The organism is Clostridium sp. CM036 (assembly GCF_055081135.1).
The window spans coordinates 2548897-2565876 of the sequence record NZ_CM143652.1; the positions used below are offsets into that span (position 1 = coordinate 2548897).

9 protein-coding genes and 1 other annotated feature are annotated in these 16980 nt (G+C 31.9%); of the genes, 2 read left to right on the forward strand and 7 right to left on the reverse strand.

Features of this window, described 5'->3' with window-relative positions:
• Positions 1-6 precede the first annotated feature (6 nt).
• The 5 genes from ACWJKE_RS11980 to ileS all read right to left on the reverse strand — a co-directional run bounded on the left by ACWJKE_RS11980 (position 7) and on the right by ileS (position 10312).
• Positions 7-1074, reverse strand: coding sequence for a mannose-1-phosphate guanylyltransferase (locus ACWJKE_RS11980; RefSeq protein ID WP_216303321.1), 1068 nt, complete (start codon positions 1072-1074; stop codon positions 7-9).
• A gap of 197 nt (positions 1075-1271) precedes the next feature.
• Positions 1272-1685, reverse strand: a complete 414-nt coding sequence (locus ACWJKE_RS11985; RefSeq protein ID WP_216303320.1) for a hypothetical protein — start codon at positions 1683-1685, stop codon at positions 1272-1274.
• 117 nt (positions 1686-1802) lie between these two features.
• A complete protein-coding gene (locus ACWJKE_RS11990) occupies positions 1803-5867 on the reverse strand; it encodes an AAA domain-containing protein (RefSeq protein WP_216303319.1) in 4065 nt (1354 codons plus the stop codon).
• A gap of 123 nt (positions 5868-5990) precedes the next feature.
• A complete protein-coding gene (locus ACWJKE_RS11995) occupies positions 5991-6989 on the reverse strand; it encodes a LacI family DNA-binding transcriptional regulator (RefSeq protein WP_216303318.1) in 999 nt (332 codons plus the stop codon).
• Positions 6990-7210: 221 nt separating this feature from the next.
• Positions 7211-10312 carry an isoleucine--tRNA ligase gene (ileS, locus tag ACWJKE_RS12000; RefSeq protein WP_462958849.1) on the reverse strand — a complete coding sequence of 1034 codons (3102 nt, stop codon included), beginning with the start codon at positions 10310-10312 and terminating at the stop codon, positions 7211-7213.
• 127 nt (positions 10313-10439) lie between these two features.
• Positions 10440-10658 (reverse strand) — a binding site (T-box leader).
• Between the two features lie 558 nt (positions 10659-11216).
• Between ileS and ACWJKE_RS12005 the strand changes: the two genes are divergently transcribed.
• Both ACWJKE_RS12005 and ACWJKE_RS12010 read left to right on the forward strand, forming a co-directional pair.
• Positions 11217-13115, forward strand: a complete 1899-nt coding sequence (locus ACWJKE_RS12005) for a type I glutamate--ammonia ligase (RefSeq protein ID WP_216303341.1) — start codon at positions 11217-11219, stop codon at positions 13113-13115.
• A 168-nt stretch (positions 13116-13283) separates the two neighbouring features.
• Positions 13284-13919, forward strand: a complete 636-nt coding sequence (locus ACWJKE_RS12010) for an MBL fold metallo-hydrolase (RefSeq protein WP_462958850.1) — start codon at positions 13284-13286, stop codon at positions 13917-13919.
• 86 nt (positions 13920-14005) lie between these two features.
• Here the strand turns inward: ACWJKE_RS12010 and nrdG are convergent, their stop codons facing one another.
• Entirely contained in the window at positions 14006-14494 is a 489-nt protein-coding gene (gene nrdG / locus ACWJKE_RS12015) for an anaerobic ribonucleoside-triphosphate reductase activating protein (protein WP_220286914.1), read from the reverse strand.
• A 93-nt stretch (positions 14495-14587) separates the two neighbouring features.
• Entirely contained in the window at positions 14588-16696 is a 2109-nt protein-coding gene (gene nrdD, locus ACWJKE_RS12020) for an anaerobic ribonucleoside-triphosphate reductase (RefSeq protein WP_216303340.1), read from the reverse strand.
• Positions 16697-16980 lie beyond the last annotated feature (284 nt).

A 16980-nucleotide genomic window follows, 5' to 3' on the forward strand; every position in this document is an offset into this window, starting at 1 on the left:
ATTAAATTATATATATTTTTCCGTTTCTTCATACTCTTTAAGTTCATTAACCAAATGCTTAATCTCCTGATCCTTATTCTTGTCCATTACGAGTATTACATCTCCTGCATCGACAATTATAAGATCCTTTACACCAAACCCAATTATAAGTCTGTCCTTACCAAATACTGAGCAATTTTCACTCTCTTCCATAAACGTGTTACCCAATACATTGTTACCTCGTAAATTACTTAGAAACCTTGAAAGTGCTGCAAAAGTTCCTATGTCATCCCATACAAAGTCACATTTTATAACAAATGCCTTTCTAGTTTTCTGCATTATGCCAAAATCTACTGATATTCCATCTATTTCATTGTACTGTTCTTTTGTTACCTCGGTTTCTTCATCAGTCTCTAAAGCTTGATATATAGTCATTAATCTTTTATACATCTTAGGTAAATACTTCTCCATCTCTCGTAAGTACACATCTGCTCTCCATACAAACATACCACTATTCCAAAGGAAGTTTCCTTTTAAGAGCAAATCCTTGGCTACTTCGGTATTAGGTTTTTCTAAAAATCGTTCTACTTTGAACGTAGGCATATCAGCGTTTACCCTATCTCCCATTTCTATATAACCATACCCAGTTTCTGGTCTTGTGGGCTGTACACCTATGGTGACTAGTCCTCTTTTTTTATTTGCAATTTCAACTCCCTGTAAAATAGTTTCTTTAAACTCCTTTTCATTTTCTATATAATGATCAGAAGGTAAAACTATCATGGTTGCTTCCTTGTCCTGCTTCACTAGCTTGGCAGCGGATAGACCTATACAAGTGGCAGTTTCTTTATTACTAGGTTCCACAAATATATTTTTTTTATTAATTTCTGGAAGTTCCTCACATATTTTATCAAAATAATCTTCATTTGTAACTACATAAATATTTTCATTTCTAACTAAACATTTTATTCTATCCACAGTGCTTCTTAAAAAGCTCTTATTATTGATAATATTCAAAAACTGCTTCGGGTTTTGTGCACGAGATAGAGGGTAAAGTCTTGTTCCTTTTCCACCTGCTAAGATTAGTACGTATAGCAAAATACCACCCCAAATTATTACTCATTTCATTTTATGATTCATAAGTCTATGTTGTGAGAACAATTTATAATATTGTTTAAGTATTTAGTTTTATAAATTTGAAAATTGCTTATACTTCTTATCATATTTTGAAAAACAAAAAATGTGTAGGCTGAAAAATATATTTTTCATCCTACACACTTTTTGTCTAGATGTTTTTATTTCTCATCCGAGATAATACCTTCTTTATCTAAAACAATACGCTCTTCATCAAAAGGCGAAACAAATTCAAATCTGTCTGTTGACATTTTGCCTCCGCTTTTTCCAAGTAATTCTAAATCATCGTATTCGTCAATATTATATTCCTTTAAAACAGAGGTCATATCCTTTTCTCCCTGGTATGGTAGTCGCGTTACAAATGAACGAAATAATTCTTCGCTGAAATACTTTGAATTTACTATAGGAAAACACGGCAATGGAGAGAATCCATATGCTTCAGCCTTTTTAACACCCTCAATATCATATTTGAAATAATATTTTTCCGGTCCTTTACTTAATTCGCCTACTTTAAATGTTTCTTCTTGTTCATTCTTCCATATCATCCATATTACGTTCTTCACTTTGCTAGTCATTCCTCTCACCCTCTTATTAAAAATCATACTATTATCATGCTCTGCCATTATACTTATTATAACTTAATTGGAATAATATGCAAACAAAAATTTCACTAAGTAGGTTTTATGTGTTTTCTAGTTATTTAATTTTTGTGATAATCTATCCATAACTACACTAGGATTTCTATAAAATTCACTGGCACGTATTTTATAAAACTCCCATCCAACCCTTTCAAGACACATTTGCATTTCATACTGCTTTTGCCAATTATAATTTTCATCTTGTGGCATTCCAATGCATTTAACTGCTATTTTTTTATAATGACCTCCAGGAATATCCAAGGATAAATCCGTTTCTACAACAAAGTCTATAGTATATTTTCCCACTTTAACCTTTGGTGTGATCTTATATCCATTTTCTTTTATGCATTTTTCTATGTGCTCCTCAAAATCGTTTAATAATAAATATTGTTGTGATTTAATTTCTTCCTTAGGTTCATTCTCCTCAAGGCAATATTTTAATAGTGAGTATCTAACACATTTATTATTGAGGTTATCTAAATCGACTGAGTGAAATAGCCACATTTGATTCCTTGCACGGCTTGCCGCTACGTTAAATCTTCTTATATCTGATCCCTTAGTTAAAGCTGTAAATTTAGCATTATTTGCAATAACCATCGATAGGAACATTACATCTCTCTCATCCCCTTGGAAGGAATAAGCATCTCCACATATAAGTCTTCTTTGCAGTATTTCCTCCATGCCAAGTGTCTCTACCAACATGCCCAGTATTAATTCAGCTTGAGCGTCCCCTAGTAACGATACAACTCCCATTGTCATGCCATTATACCTCTCATCACTACAACACTCTACTATCTTATCTACAATGCTTTTTGCTTCGTTTGCGTTTATAGCCTTAGCTTCATCCCTACATCCCTGAGTAACTTTAGAGGTTACTATAAATGGGCCAACTATCTCTTTAGCGTCTATTCTTCTTAAAGGTATTATTTCGCCCGAATAGCACAATTCATTACTAAATCCTATTATCTCTGGAACACACCTAAAGTGTTCCTTTAATAATAATCTATTTGGGAATACCCTTAGGGCTGTATTGTACAAGCTAGTTTTTAGATCAAACCATTCTGCATGTGGAATGTCTTCTAAATATGTGTTTATTAAAGTTTCTACAGCAACATGGTCCTTTCCAATGGCTTCTGGGCTTATTTGCTTTTCATCTCCTACAATAATTGCCTTCTTAGCCCTCATTAAAACTGTTATAGCTGATATATCACTTTGACTGCTCTCGTCCACAATTACCACATCGAATAAATTATCCGTAAGCTTTAAATTCTCCATGACTCTATTTATTGGCATAATCCATACAGGAATTACATCCTTACAATTTTCCATTTCCTTTTGTGCAATTTTCCTATATTTCACTGCCTGAGTTCCTGTGCCCTTTCCTATTCTTTTTATAGCTTCCATCCAAGTAAATAAGCTTCTTTTTTGAGCCTCAGTAGTACGCTCTATTTGATTAAACCAACTTTTTTTAGAAACAAGTTCTCTTATAATATATTTTTCTTTAATTTTTTCCTGGGCTATATTTTTCTCTAAAGCTTCTACATCAATTTCTTCTAATTCGCACAAAAAATCATTCCATTTTTTCCACTTCCATGCCTTTTCCCAATTTAAATTTTCTAAACTCTTCATGGCCTTTTTATTATCATTTGTGATATTTTCAAGTAATATCGGACAGCATTTTTCTATCTTTTTGCTTAATTGTGTTAATTCTAACACACTACTCGCCACTTGCATTAGACTATCAATCTCCATATAAACAGAATGTAAACTATCAACGTCTCTTGTTTTTATAGCATTGTGTAACTTTTGCATGCACCCTACATTATTGAATGTTTTCTCTATCCCTTCCATTTCTAGTTTTAATTTATTATATTTATTTATAAGCCTTAAACTCTCAAATCCATTTTTTAGATAGATATATGATTCTTTTTCATACCAACGTAAACTAATCGTCAGGTTTTTATCTGGTAAAAAATTAATTATATTATTTCTAAAGTCTTTGTCCCAGTTAATAATCGTTTCAATACCCCTAATGCAACCCGCGACTTCACTTACATAGTTTAAGTTTGAATCATCTATAATCTTTGCCCCATACTCTTCTATTGTATTATTCCAAGTATTTTTAAGTTCTCTTTCTAATAGCTGTAGCTTTATATATAAATTAACTACCCTTATTTGTTCACTATTATTTATAAGCTCATAATCCACCTTGCAACCCGCGAATATATATTTAAACTTACCATGGATCATTTTAAATACAATTCCCAGTTTGCCTTTTTCATTTATTGTTTTTGATACAACATCAAAGTCATTTTTAAATTTGTTTATATCAACATCAGTCGGTATTTCTAACTTGTGATCATTTAATTCTTGCTTAATTTCCCTTATACTTCTTATATATTCATTACACTTATTAACTAATTGTTGCCAAACACCTTGTGATTCGTTATTAGAATAATAATGTGTCATAACATTATTTAGCCAGCTATTTTCAAACCCTTCTAGTCTTTCTATTGCATCATCTACAAGTTTTAGTAATCTTCTATTTCCATAATCTATAGACTTAACATTATTCCAGTCTTTAATATTATTCTCATGAATATGTTGATACTGTTCTAATTTAAATAATTCTAATATTTTATAACATAACTCGTCTTCTTTAGGCAATATCGCTCTGTACTTATCTATGTTATTTATTTCATGTATTTGCTCTTTTGTAATTCTACTTGATAATGTAACTAACTTATTAAATTCTTCATGACCTAAGGGATTTTGTTTATTAAAATCAACCTTATCTACTAGCCAAGAATGAGCATCTTCATTATCTTTAACCCACTTAGCCATATGCATTAATGTGTATTTTTGACCTTCATACTCTACCTTGTCGTTTTCTCTATCTTCAATGCATTTTAACCCTTCATATAATTTTTTTTGAGTTTCGATGCACTTACTAAGTTTATATTTTAAGAGTTTTATGTCTTTATGTAATTCTTTAGTATCCATTGATAAATTTTCAGTTATTTTTCTAACAGACTCGTCCAATTCTTCTAGTGATTTCGTATCATTTCCCAATATACTTATACATAATGCCCTAACTTCTTCGGGGATTTTATTAGACAAAACCCTTAATGCTCTATCTGTTTGGCTTGTCACTAGTACCCTCTTGCCATGTGCCAAAAGATGGCATATTAAATTAGCTATAGAATGGCTTTTACCAGTACCTGGCGGTCCCTGTACAACAATGCCAAAGTTTTCAGCGAGTCTCTTAGTTATTTCCATTTGCTCCTGATTTGCAGGCAAAGGAAATAATACATCTTGTCCCACTTCCGTCCACTCTTTAAGTTCCTCGATATCTTGCACCATATCTTCCTCCGAAACTAAAGCTTCTATAGTTTTAGGAATAGGAAATCCCGCTCTTATTTGCGTTAATACATCATTTAGTTCCATATTCCAAAGTCTTGTGTCAACCTTACGAAGTATGATGCATGGGGCATTGTAAAATTGCATGTTACTTTGAATCTTTATATCTGATTCACCGCTTAGCTCCTCAATATAAAAACCCGACCTGTGAGCTTTTAAAAGCATAGCTATCTCTTCGAATATTTTCGAAGCCATTTCAATATTTCTTACATCCAGAGCCATATCTTTTGCTTTATTGCGAATGCTTAGTAAACTGTCTAAGTTTACTTCGAGGTATTCATTTAAAAATTCAAGCTCCACATTGGTTTGGTTATTATATGGTTTTAGGGTAAATATTTTTTTCATTGAATCAAGCTTTATTTCTATTTTAGTCGTAAAAATAGGATGGACTACTTTTTTGCCCTCTTTTTCCCAAGTTAAAAGCCCATTTGACCAAATCACCTCTAAATCTTCACTGTTTTTTTCTAGTTTTAAATATGTTTTCTGAAACTGAGCGTATAATTTTCCTGCTCTCTCATCTATAGTTAACCAATAATCCTTATTTTCATCAACATTAAAAGTGCACCCACTAATATTTTGGAGTTCCTTTTGCCAATGTACATTTTCATATTCATTAATATTTCTTATAGTTTTTTGATTCATATTTTTTATACTTAGTAAATATGAAAATATTTTTTCTACTTTATTATTAATATTCAAAACTTCGTTACCTCCAACTTGTTAATTTGACATTTATAAAATCACCTAATTGTATATTCAAGGCTCATGAAAATAATGTAAAAAGTCTTATTAAAACTTATTTTGTTTTAATAAGACTTATATTTATTTACAGGAATCTCTCTCCACTATTCTATATGGTAATACAAAATGTTTTTCCTCAACTTCTAAATTATTTATAGCTTTTATAAGCATTCTCATACTTACAGATCCCATGTCATACATTGGTTGAGCCACTGTAGTCAATTTAGGATAGAATATTGAAGCTGAATAAATATCATCAAAGCCCATAACATCTATGTCCTCCGGAACTTTAATAGATTTATCTCTTAATGCATTTATTACTCCCATAGCAATTTCATCACTAGCACAGAATACTGCGTCTATTTGGACACCTTTATCTAATATCGCATTAATCCCCTTGTACCCATCTCTAGCCTTAACTCCGCCAAGATAAATTAGCTCTTTATCAAGTGTTATTCCCATTTCCTCAAGCCCTTTTATATAGCCAGTGTGCCTTTTAGCTAGCGCATTAACTTTTTCTATATCAGTACCTACATATGCAATTTTCTTATTGCCCTTATTTATCAAATATTTTACCGCATCAGCCGCTGCCCTTACATTATCAATAGTAACACTAGGTAATATTCCTCCAGCATCTGTAGTTTCTACAAGAACCGTCGGCATTTCGAGCTCTTTTATTAAGCCTATAACATTATTCTCTATGGAATTACTCATGTATATAACCCCATCTATCATTTTCTCTTTAAGTATTCTTAAAGATTCCATTTCTTTATCTACGTCTAAATCCGCGTTGCAAAGCATAATGTTGTATTTATAAATATTAGCTACATCCTCACAGCCTCTAACAATTTCAGGATAAAATTGATTTGATATATCCGGTATAATTATCCCTATAGTACTAGATTTTTGAGTTTTTAAGCTTCTTGCAACTATATTAGGCCTATACGACAATTTTTTTATAGCATCATTTACTTTTTTCTTAGTGTCTTCATTTACCACATCTATATCATTTAAAACTCTGGATACTGTGGCAATAGAAACTCCCGCTTCTCTTGCAACATCTTTTATTGACGCAGCCATATTTCTCAACTCCTACTATTTTCTTATCTTATCATTATACTGATAAAAGCCTGTCATTTCAAGTTATATATGAACTTGCTACTATTAGTATAGTTATAGTGTTCCCATTAAATCAAGTTTACAATGATATTTATAAATATATCTCATAAAGTGTACCCGCACATTATTATTACTAAAAAAGAAAGTATGTGCTTAATATCACATACTTTCTAAATCATTAATTACAATTTTTCTAAATCTAGTTTTAAATCTTCACCATTTATCTTAACCGTCGTATATTCTCTTTCACCATTATATACAACTTCTACAGATAAAGTATCCCGTTTGATTTGTTCCTCAAATCTCGAAATTACATTTTGAAGCATTTCATTTCCAGATACGTAAATTCTAATCTTATCAGCAACTTCAAAACCACTTTCTTTTCTCATGTTTTGAATCTTGCTTAAGATCTCACGTACGTTTCCTTCTTCTTTAAGTTCTTCGGTGATGTTAGTCATTAAGACTACTCCCATTTCACCTTCCCCAGCAAATGCATAGCCTTCAAGCCCTTGCATTGTAACAAGTAATTTCTCGCTATTGAGTTCTATTTCTGTTCCCGCTACATTTATAGTAACTATGCTCCCGTTACTTATAGTTTGAGCAAGCTCCATTTGGTTCATAGCTCCTATTGCTTTCTTAATTCCTGGTATTAGCTTACCATATGGCTTACCTAGCACAGGTAAATTTGGTTTAATTTCAAATTTAACATATTTAGAAATATCAGCTCCTAGCTCTACTTCTTTAATATTAAGTTCTTCTTTTACTATATCTCCATAATATTCCGGAAGAGATTTAGAACTAACTAGCATTTTAGAAAGCGGCTGTCTATTCTTTATATTAGCAGCATTTCGTGCACTTCTTCCTAATTTAACAGTCTTATAAGCCATATCCATTTCTTCTTCTAATACTTTATCCACTTGATCCTCTCTATATTCAGGCCATGCACATAAGTGAATACTTTCTGGTGCACTTTTGTCAAATGCAACTACTAAGTTTTGATATAACTCTTCTGTTATAAACGGTATAAATGGAGCAGATATTTTGGCAAAAGTTGTGATAACTCTATATAATGTCATATAAGCGCCTATCTTATCATCTGTAAGTGACTCTACCCAGTATCTTGCTCTATTGCGCCTTACATACCAATTAGAAAGTTCATCTACAAAACCTTCGAGTTCAAGAGCACCTTGAGTTATTCTATAATTTGTCAAATGGTCATCTATATTCTTAACTAATGTGTTTAATTTTGACATCATCCATTTGTCCATAATATTCTCAGATTCAAAGCTATCATATTTAGTTGGGTCAAAATTATCTATTTCAGCATATAGAATATAGAATGAATATACATTCCAAAGAGTTCCTATGAACTTCCTTTGTGCTTCAATTACCGCGCCTTCATAAAATCTTGAAGGTAACCATGGCGCACTAGCAGTATAAAAGTACCATCTTAGAGCATCTGCTCCTTGATTTTCTAGCACTGTAAATGGACTTAGCACATTCCCTTTATGCTTAGACATTTTAATTCCGTTTTTATCTAATACATGCCCTAGTACAATACAGTTTTCAAATGGGTTTGTATCAAATACAGCTGTAGATACCGCAAGTAACGTATAGAACCATCCTCTTGTTTGATCTACTGCTTCTGAAATAAATTGAGCTGGGAAATTAGCTTCAAATATTTCTTTATTTTCAAATGGATAGTGATGTTGCGCAAATGGCATTGATCCTGAGTCAAACCAACAATCTATAACTTCTTCTACTCTAGTCATAGATTTGCTACATTTTGGACATTTTAAATTTACCTTATCTATAAATGGTTTATGAAGCTCTATTCCTCCTGGCACATCTATTCCCTTTTCATTAAGTTCTGCTATACTTCCAATAAGTTCGCGATGACCGCATTCACATTCCCAAATTGGAAGTGGAGTCCCCCAATATCTAGATCTACTTATACTCCAATCTATAACGCCTTCAAGGAATTTACCCATTCTACCTGTTCGCACGTTATCTGGCATCCAATTAATTTTATTATTATTATCTATAAGTTTGTCCCTTACTGAAGACATTCTTACAAACCAACTTTCTCTTGGATAATATAAAAGTGGTGTATCACATCTCCAACAGTGTGGGTATGAGTGTTCAAATTTCTCTGCTTTATATAAAATATTGTTTTCTTTTAAGTATTCTAATATTTTAGCATCAGCCTCTTTAACAAAAATGCCCTTCCATGGAGCAACGCAATCTACAAATTTTCCTTCTACATCAACTAAATTAATAAGTGGTAAATCATATTTTTTACCAAGCAAATTATCATCTTCACCATAAGCCGGAGCAATATGGACTATCCCTGTACCATCTGAGAGTGTTACGAAATCTCCGTGTACTACATAGAAAGCTTTTTCTTTTGGAGTATAGAAATTAAACATTTGCTCATATTCAAGGCCTATTAGAGCTTCTCCTTTAAATTCACGTACTACCTCATACTCTCCCACGAGTTTACTTAATAAATCTCTCGAAAGTATTAAAGTCTCACCTTCTTGGATTACCTCAACATAATCATATTTTTTGTTTACTGCAAGTGCTACATTACTTGGAAGTGTCCAAGGAGTTGTAGTCCAAACAAGTATAAATTTTTCTTCACCCTTCACTTTAAATTTCACATATGCTGACATTTCTTTTACATCTTTATATCCTTGAGCCACTTCATGAGATGATAAAGATGTTCCACATCTTGGACAATAAGGCATTACTTTATGACCTTTGTATAATAGATCCTTATCCCACATTTGCTTTAATGCCCACCAAACCGATTCAATATAATCATTGTGATAAGTTACATATGGCTTCTCCATATCTACCCAGTATCCTACCCTATCCGACATTTCTTCCCACATATTTACATAATTAAAAACACTGTCCTTACATTCTTTCACAAACTTTTCCACACCATAAGTTTCTATTCCAGGCTTACCATTAATTCCAAGTTTTTTTTCTATTTCAAGTTCTACCGGTAATCCGTGGGTATCCCACCCAGCTTTTCTAAGAACATTATATCCCTTCATTACCTTATATCTTGGAATTAAATCCTTCATAACTCTTGTTAAAACATGCCCGATATGTGGTTTTCCATTAGCCGTTGGTGGACCATCATAAAAAGTAAAGGACTCTCCTTCCTCATTTAAATCAAAATTCTTTTGAATAATATCTTTTTCTTTCCAAAGCTTAAGCACATCTTTTTCTATATCCATAAAACTTTTTGAAGCATCATTTTTCTTATACATAATAAAACTCCTTTCCCTATTTTATTTAATAATTACTATTTGTATGTGGGGAACTTTCCTTCTGAAATATCGTTAAATCATCACCTGTGGTACTACAATATTTTTAAATATAAAAAAACCCCACCCTAAATAGGACGAAGTTAAATTCGTTATACCACCTATATAATACATATAAATTCAAGTACAATAATACCTTATTCTTTAACGCAGAAATACGGATAAGCTTACTAAACATTCAGCTCTCAGCTCCTAGGTGATTTTCTCTAAACCTTCACTATGGGTTCTCAACCTGCCCCATTCTCTGTAAGTTACTTGCTTAAATACTTTTCCTAATCAAAGCTTTTTATTAGTCATAATCAATAATTACTATGAACTTCTTATCATTATATTATAATGAATTTTCATTGTCAAATTCTTTTTAAATTCTATTGTATTTAAAAAAAAGAGGTCTATATCTAAAATTTAAAATTTGTGTTATAAATCCTATATCTTGATATTTTGGAAATACTATTCTACAAACCTTCAATAACACCTTGATTATTTAAATATCACCTTTTCATAGATGTATGTGATATAATACTAGTTAAAAATAAACTTTGTTATGATTTGAATTTATAAATGATTTTTCATTTGTAATAACTTGCAAATCAGCGCCATCGATTTATAATTTATTGTGTTTTGTGATGTTTTCTTATTGACATACTTGCATTTTCATAATAAAATCATTTTATTTACAAATAAAATTTTGTTGTATTTCTAAGAAAAGCTCTCTACTTCTATATGTGGTAGCCTTGTTACAGGCAATTCAAGTATTCTGCTAAGATCATGATTCTATTTCTAAAAAGGTTAATCAAGTCACTTTAGTGGCTTTTAAGCAATTTATATACTTTAAAGGAGGAATATTATTTTGAAAAAATTAATTTATGTAATTCCTAAAGAAAAGCATTCTGAAAAAGAAATTAAAGAAACTTTACTTGCTCACCCTGAGGTGAAATTCGTCTCACTAGTTGGTATTGACTTATCAGGTAATGACACTGACGAGAGAATTCCAATGAAAATATTCTTAAATGATATTAGTGGCTTCGCGGACGGTGCTATTCAAACTGATGGTTCATCTGTAGTATTGCCAGGTATTGCAACTCTAAACAATGCTAAATTAGACATGCTAGCAGATTTTGACTGTAATTGGTACGTCGACTACAATTATGAAAACATTGACCCTGAAACAACATTACCTATAGGTACATTAAAAATTCCATGTATATTATTACATGATAATCTCCCAGTAGATTCAAGATCAATCTTAAAAAGATCCGTTGAATGCTTTAAAACAACCCTTCTTAATTTATTCAAAGAAAATCCATCATCTTTAACTTCTTTTAATTTTGAATATAAAGATATTGATGAGCTAATGCTCACTTCTGCTACTGAGTTAGAATTTTGGGTAAAAACACCTAATGATAAGGCCGATATAGAAGAACTATCTACTTCGCAAGTACTAAAAGAGCAATATTGGAGTAAAACTAAAGGAAATGTTCGAACAGCTCTCGAGCAAACACTTCTTTTAATGGAAGAGTATGGTTTCGAACCTGAAATGGGCCATAAAGAAGTTGGTGGGGTAAAAGCTCAAATAGGTGAAGCTGGTACTCTAACACATATTATGGAACAACTTGAAATAGATTGGAAGTTTTCAAATGCTCTACAATGTGCAGATAATGAGCTATTTATCAGAAATTTAGTAAAGGAAACCTTCAGACTTAACGGTCTAGATGTTAATTTTTTAGCAAAACCTGTACATGATGTGGCTGGAAGCGGTGAACATATTCATGTTGGAGTCGCTGTAAGATTAAAAAATGGAAAGAGAGTTAACTTATTCAATTCAAATAAAAAACATTTTTTAAGCACTTTAGGTTATGCTTCCGTGATGGGCGTACTTAAAAATTATGAAGTAATAAATCCATTTGTTTCTTCAACAAATGATTCTTTAAGAAGATTAAAAGTTGGTTTTGAAGCTCCTATTTGCATAGTAACTTCACTTGGTCACAGTGTAGATATTCCATCGAGAAACAGATCTATACTTTTAGCCTTAATAAGAGACCTTGATAATCCACTTGCTACAAGATTTGAGCTTAGATCTCCATGTCCACATACTAATGCCTATTTAGCTTTATCTACCCTATATATGACAATGCTCGATGGGATTGTATATGCCATCGAAAACAATAAATCTGAAGATGACCTTTTGAAAGAATTATCTAAAGCACCAGGAGACGACAGCGATTATTTAGAAAAAGATAGAGCTTACAGAAGTGAAGAAGATGTATTCGAATTCTATACAGAAGAAGAGCGCGCAAAATATTTTGGAAAAGCACCAAAAACTGTTTATGAAAATGTTCGTACATTAGAAGAATATCCTGAAAAGCTTAAGGTTCTTACGACTTCCAATGTATTTACTACTAGCATAATAAATAGCTTTAAAATGGCAATAACCAGTAGATGGGTTACTGAAATAAATAATAGGTTATTAAATAATTATGCAGAAGAGATTCGAAAATCTGAAATGATTCACACTGCTGAAAAAGCTTTAGATTTAGATTTAGCAAATTGGCAAAAAATTAATGACCTTAGACATTCTCTTATGAAGGATACTTATTCTAAGAAAAGCCTATTTACTAAAATAAAAGAAGCCTCTAAACTTGAAAACTATGAAGAACTTTCATCATTACAAATACAATTAGATGCACAAATGGAAGAGCTTAGACATTATTATTCTAACTATAAAAAGAATTTATTAGATATTTAATAAAAATCAAAATTATATATTGTGAGTCATGAAATGACCGTATAAAATGTTCTTTTACTACACAATATATTAATTTTAAAGGCATTTCAGAAGGAAAGACTCCCACTTCTATAAGTGGGAGTCACATACCATAACAAAGAGAAACCATTTAACAAAAGGAGAATTTACATGAAAATAACTTGGTTAGGTCATTCATGCTTTCTTTTGGAAGATTCAAAAGGTGTGAAGCTTTTAACAGATCCATTTGACAATACTCTAGGGTATGATATTTATAAAGGTAGTCCAGATATTGTAACTATAAGTCATCAACATTTTGATCATAATTATATCAAAGAGCTAACTGGCAATTATAAAATCATAGATAAAATTGGTATTTCCACTTTACATGATATATCTATAAAAGGTACCCCTTCTTATCACGACAAAAATAAAGGTGCAAAACGGGGCGATAACATAATATTCACCTTTAGAATGGATGGGTATTCCTTATGTCATTTAGGAGATCTAGGCCACACTCTTTCAAATGATGATATATCCTCCCTTGGAGATGTAGATATATTGTTTATCCCAGTAGGGGGTAATTATACAATTGATGGCAAGGAAGCGTCGGAAGTTACTAAAAAAATAAACCCCAAAATAGTTATACCTATGCACTATAAAACTTCACGACTATCTCTTCCATTAGAGGGAGTAGAAACATATCTTATGCATATGAAAAACGCCTCAAAGATAGATAGTAATACTTTAGTGGTTAACGATGAAATAAAAGAATCCATGTCTGTCAAAATATTAAACTATATTTAGAAGAAAAGCCTACCATTTTTAAATAAGTGGTGGGCTTTCCTTTTTTATTTCACATTGGATCAAAATATTTATATTCGCTTATTCCATTATACAATTTGATTTTCTAAAATACTTTTTTTAACATCAATGATTCTCTGATTAGATGATCCAGTATACTTACTAGCGCCTTCCTTTAATTCTTTATCAAATTTGCCATCAATAAGTACATCAATACAACTTAATAGCCCTAGTTTGTCACTATCTCCGCTATGCATTAGTTCTTCGAAAGTGTATCCACTATAACACCAAATATTTAATCCCTGGCCCTTTAATTTCTCTGATAGTTTCGTTAAAGCTATCGCACTCTCAAAAGGTTCTCCTCCTGAAAAGGTAACCCCTTTTATTATAGGCATATTATTCTCTATTTTTTGTGCAATATCATCTATTGAAATAGAATCCCCATAATTAAAATCTTGCATAAATTCATTTTGGCAACTTTTACAGTTATGCATGCATCCAGACACAAAAATTACAGACCTAAGTCCATCTCCATTAACTAATGAATTATCTAGAAATCCGCCTATTTGAAGTTTCATTCAATCCACCACCTTTTATAAAATAATCATATGAAAATGATGGGCAATTGTTTAATACAATTGCCCATCATTTTCATCGTACTTAGTCGATTTTTAATATGTAGATACATGACCCGCAGTATGAGATATTCTATCTGCTCTCTCTGCTGTCTTCCCGTTACCAAATCTCTCATCCAAACTTAAGTAACCTGTTACTCTTGAAATCCCTTGTATATTACTACTTCCACATTTGCTACATTTATGTGCTCCACTTTGGAGATATGTTCCACAGTCTTTACAATATCTTATATGGAAATTTATGCCCATATAACTAATGTTCGTTTGCTTATATGCATAATCTAATATGTCCATTATAATTTCTTCTGTTGGATAATCGTCAAGTTCTATATAACTAATATGTCCACCATTACATAATTTATGATAAGGCGCCTCGATATCTATTTTTTCCTTAATTGATATTGGATACCCTACTGGAATATGATAACTATTTGTATAATATTCTTTATCAGTAACCCCTGGTATTTCACCAAATACAGCCTTGTCTTGAAGTATAAATCTACCACTTAATCCTTCAGCCGGCGTAGCATAAGCACTCCAATTAAGCTTAGTTTCATCTATCAGCTTGTCAGTATAATTCCTTATATAAGATATTATTTCAACCCCTAATTTTCTGGAGTCTGCACATTCTCCATGATGTTTTCCAGTTAGCGACGCTACCGTTTCTGCAAGCCCTATAAAACCAATACCCCATGATCCATTTTTTAAAATAGGTTCTATGGAATCCTCAGGTAATAACCCTTCACTACCTACCATAAGACCTTGCCCTGCTACAAAAGGTAGATCCTTAACTCTTAATTTTTTTAAAACATCATATCTATGCATAAGTGCTTCTCTAGAAAGTTCTAATTTACTGTCAAGTAATTTGTAAAACTTATCTACCTCTCCCTTCGCTAATATACCAAGTCTAGGAAGATTTAAAGTTACTGGAGCAATATTTCCTCTCCCTTTTGTTCCTGCCTCTCCATTTGCATTAGAGCAAATATAAGTACGGCATCCCATGGTAGCCGGAGTAATCCCTTGATCATAGTAGAATTTATTAAAATCAGCATCCAAGTTCATAAAGGTAGGATTCATTCTCCTACTAGCAACGCGACAAGCAAGCTTATATAAGTAGTGATATGGGTCAGTCTTTTCTCTATTGACCCCTTTTTTAACCCTAAAAATTATGTTTGGAAATACAGGTTGTTCCCCTTTCCCAAGTCCTTTTTCGTATTCAATTAAAAATATTTCACATACGAGTGCTGCGTCTTTAGATTCCGGCACTCCAATATTCATCGAACTAAAAGGCACTTGTGATCCAGCTCTGCTATGCATTGTGTTTAGGTTATATACTATGCCCTGCATAGATTGTTCTACAGCTCTTCTTAATTTACGTTCCGCAAATTCGCAAATTTTGTGCTCATCTACACCAAGTTCTCTAATTTCTTGTCTAATTTCTTGCCTTGTATATTCTATGAATGCCGCCATGTCATTGTCAAAATCGGGATGTGATTGACCTCCAAACATATCATTCTGCGTTGATTGAAGTAAAATGCATGAAAGTTCTGCTGCAGACTCTATCCTTTTTGCTTTTCTTATATATCCGTATCCTGTATTAAACCCTCTTTCTAATACTTCTCTTGTTGGTATATGCAAACAATTTACAGTTAAATTATAGCTATCTAGATCATGGTAATATACGTCACCATTTTCATGTGCTTTTGATAAATGCTTAGGCATCATAGATAAATTATGCCATTTGTTTGATTCGCTAGCAATTCTAAGTAACTTAGAACTAAAGTTATTACCAACATTAGCATTATCTCTATCTGTCTCTACTCCTATTTTTTCTATAGCTTTCATAAGGTCTGATTTTATTTCTCTAATCTTGTTACGTTCACGTCTGTAATTAGAAAAAGCTACTCCAATAACCTTATGACCATTTTCTAAAAGCGTACCTTCAACAATATTCTGTATTTCTTCAACAGTTAGTTGCTGTTTCTGCAAATCCTCAATTTTTTCTATGACCTTTTGAGTTAGCTCTATAACTTCACTTTCTTTTAAATTAAAAGCGATTTCATCCATCGCTCCCTTTATGGCATTTGTAATTTTAATTGAATTGAATTGAACCTCTCGTCCATCTCTTTTGACAACATGTAGCATATTTTGACCCCTCCGAACACAGTATCTTTTACTTTGCTTATTATACTCTAGTAAAAAATTTATATCAATTTCTAAATTAACTTCTATCATATAATACAGCCAATTAATTTTTAGTTACCTCGATATCCTTTGATTTTTTATAGTTATCGCCTTATTAACATAATTAGTTAACCTACCCGCTCAATTTTGATAATATCATCCTGATAAAAACTTTAAAAATAAAATAGTATAAAAAACATATTAAAAGCCAAACTATATATACAATTTAGATTAAAACCTATTAT

Bases quoted from the DNA above. Each gene is read 5' to 3' on its own strand.
- ACWJKE_RS11985 (WP_216303320.1), bottom strand. From the start codon at position 1,685: ATGACTAGCAAAGTGAAGAACGTAATATGGATGATATGGAAGAATGAA.
- ACWJKE_RS11995 (WP_216303318.1), bottom strand. From the start codon at position 6,989: ATGGCTGCGTCAATAAAAGATGTTGCAAGAGAAGCGGGAGTTTCTATT.
- ileS (WP_462958849.1), bottom strand. From the start codon at position 10,312: ATGTATAAGAAAAATGATGCTTCAAAAAGTTTTATGGATATAGAAAAA.
- ACWJKE_RS12010 (WP_462958850.1), top strand. From the start codon at position 13,284: ATGAAAATAACTTGGTTAGGTCATTCATGCTTTCTTTTGGAAGATTCA.
- nrdG (WP_220286914.1), bottom strand. From the start codon at position 14,494: ATGAAACTTCAAATAGGCGGATTTCTAGATAATTCATTAGTTAATGGA.
- nrdD (WP_216303340.1), bottom strand. From the start codon at position 16,696: ATGCTACATGTTGTCAAAAGAGATGGACGAGAGGTTCAATTCAATTCA.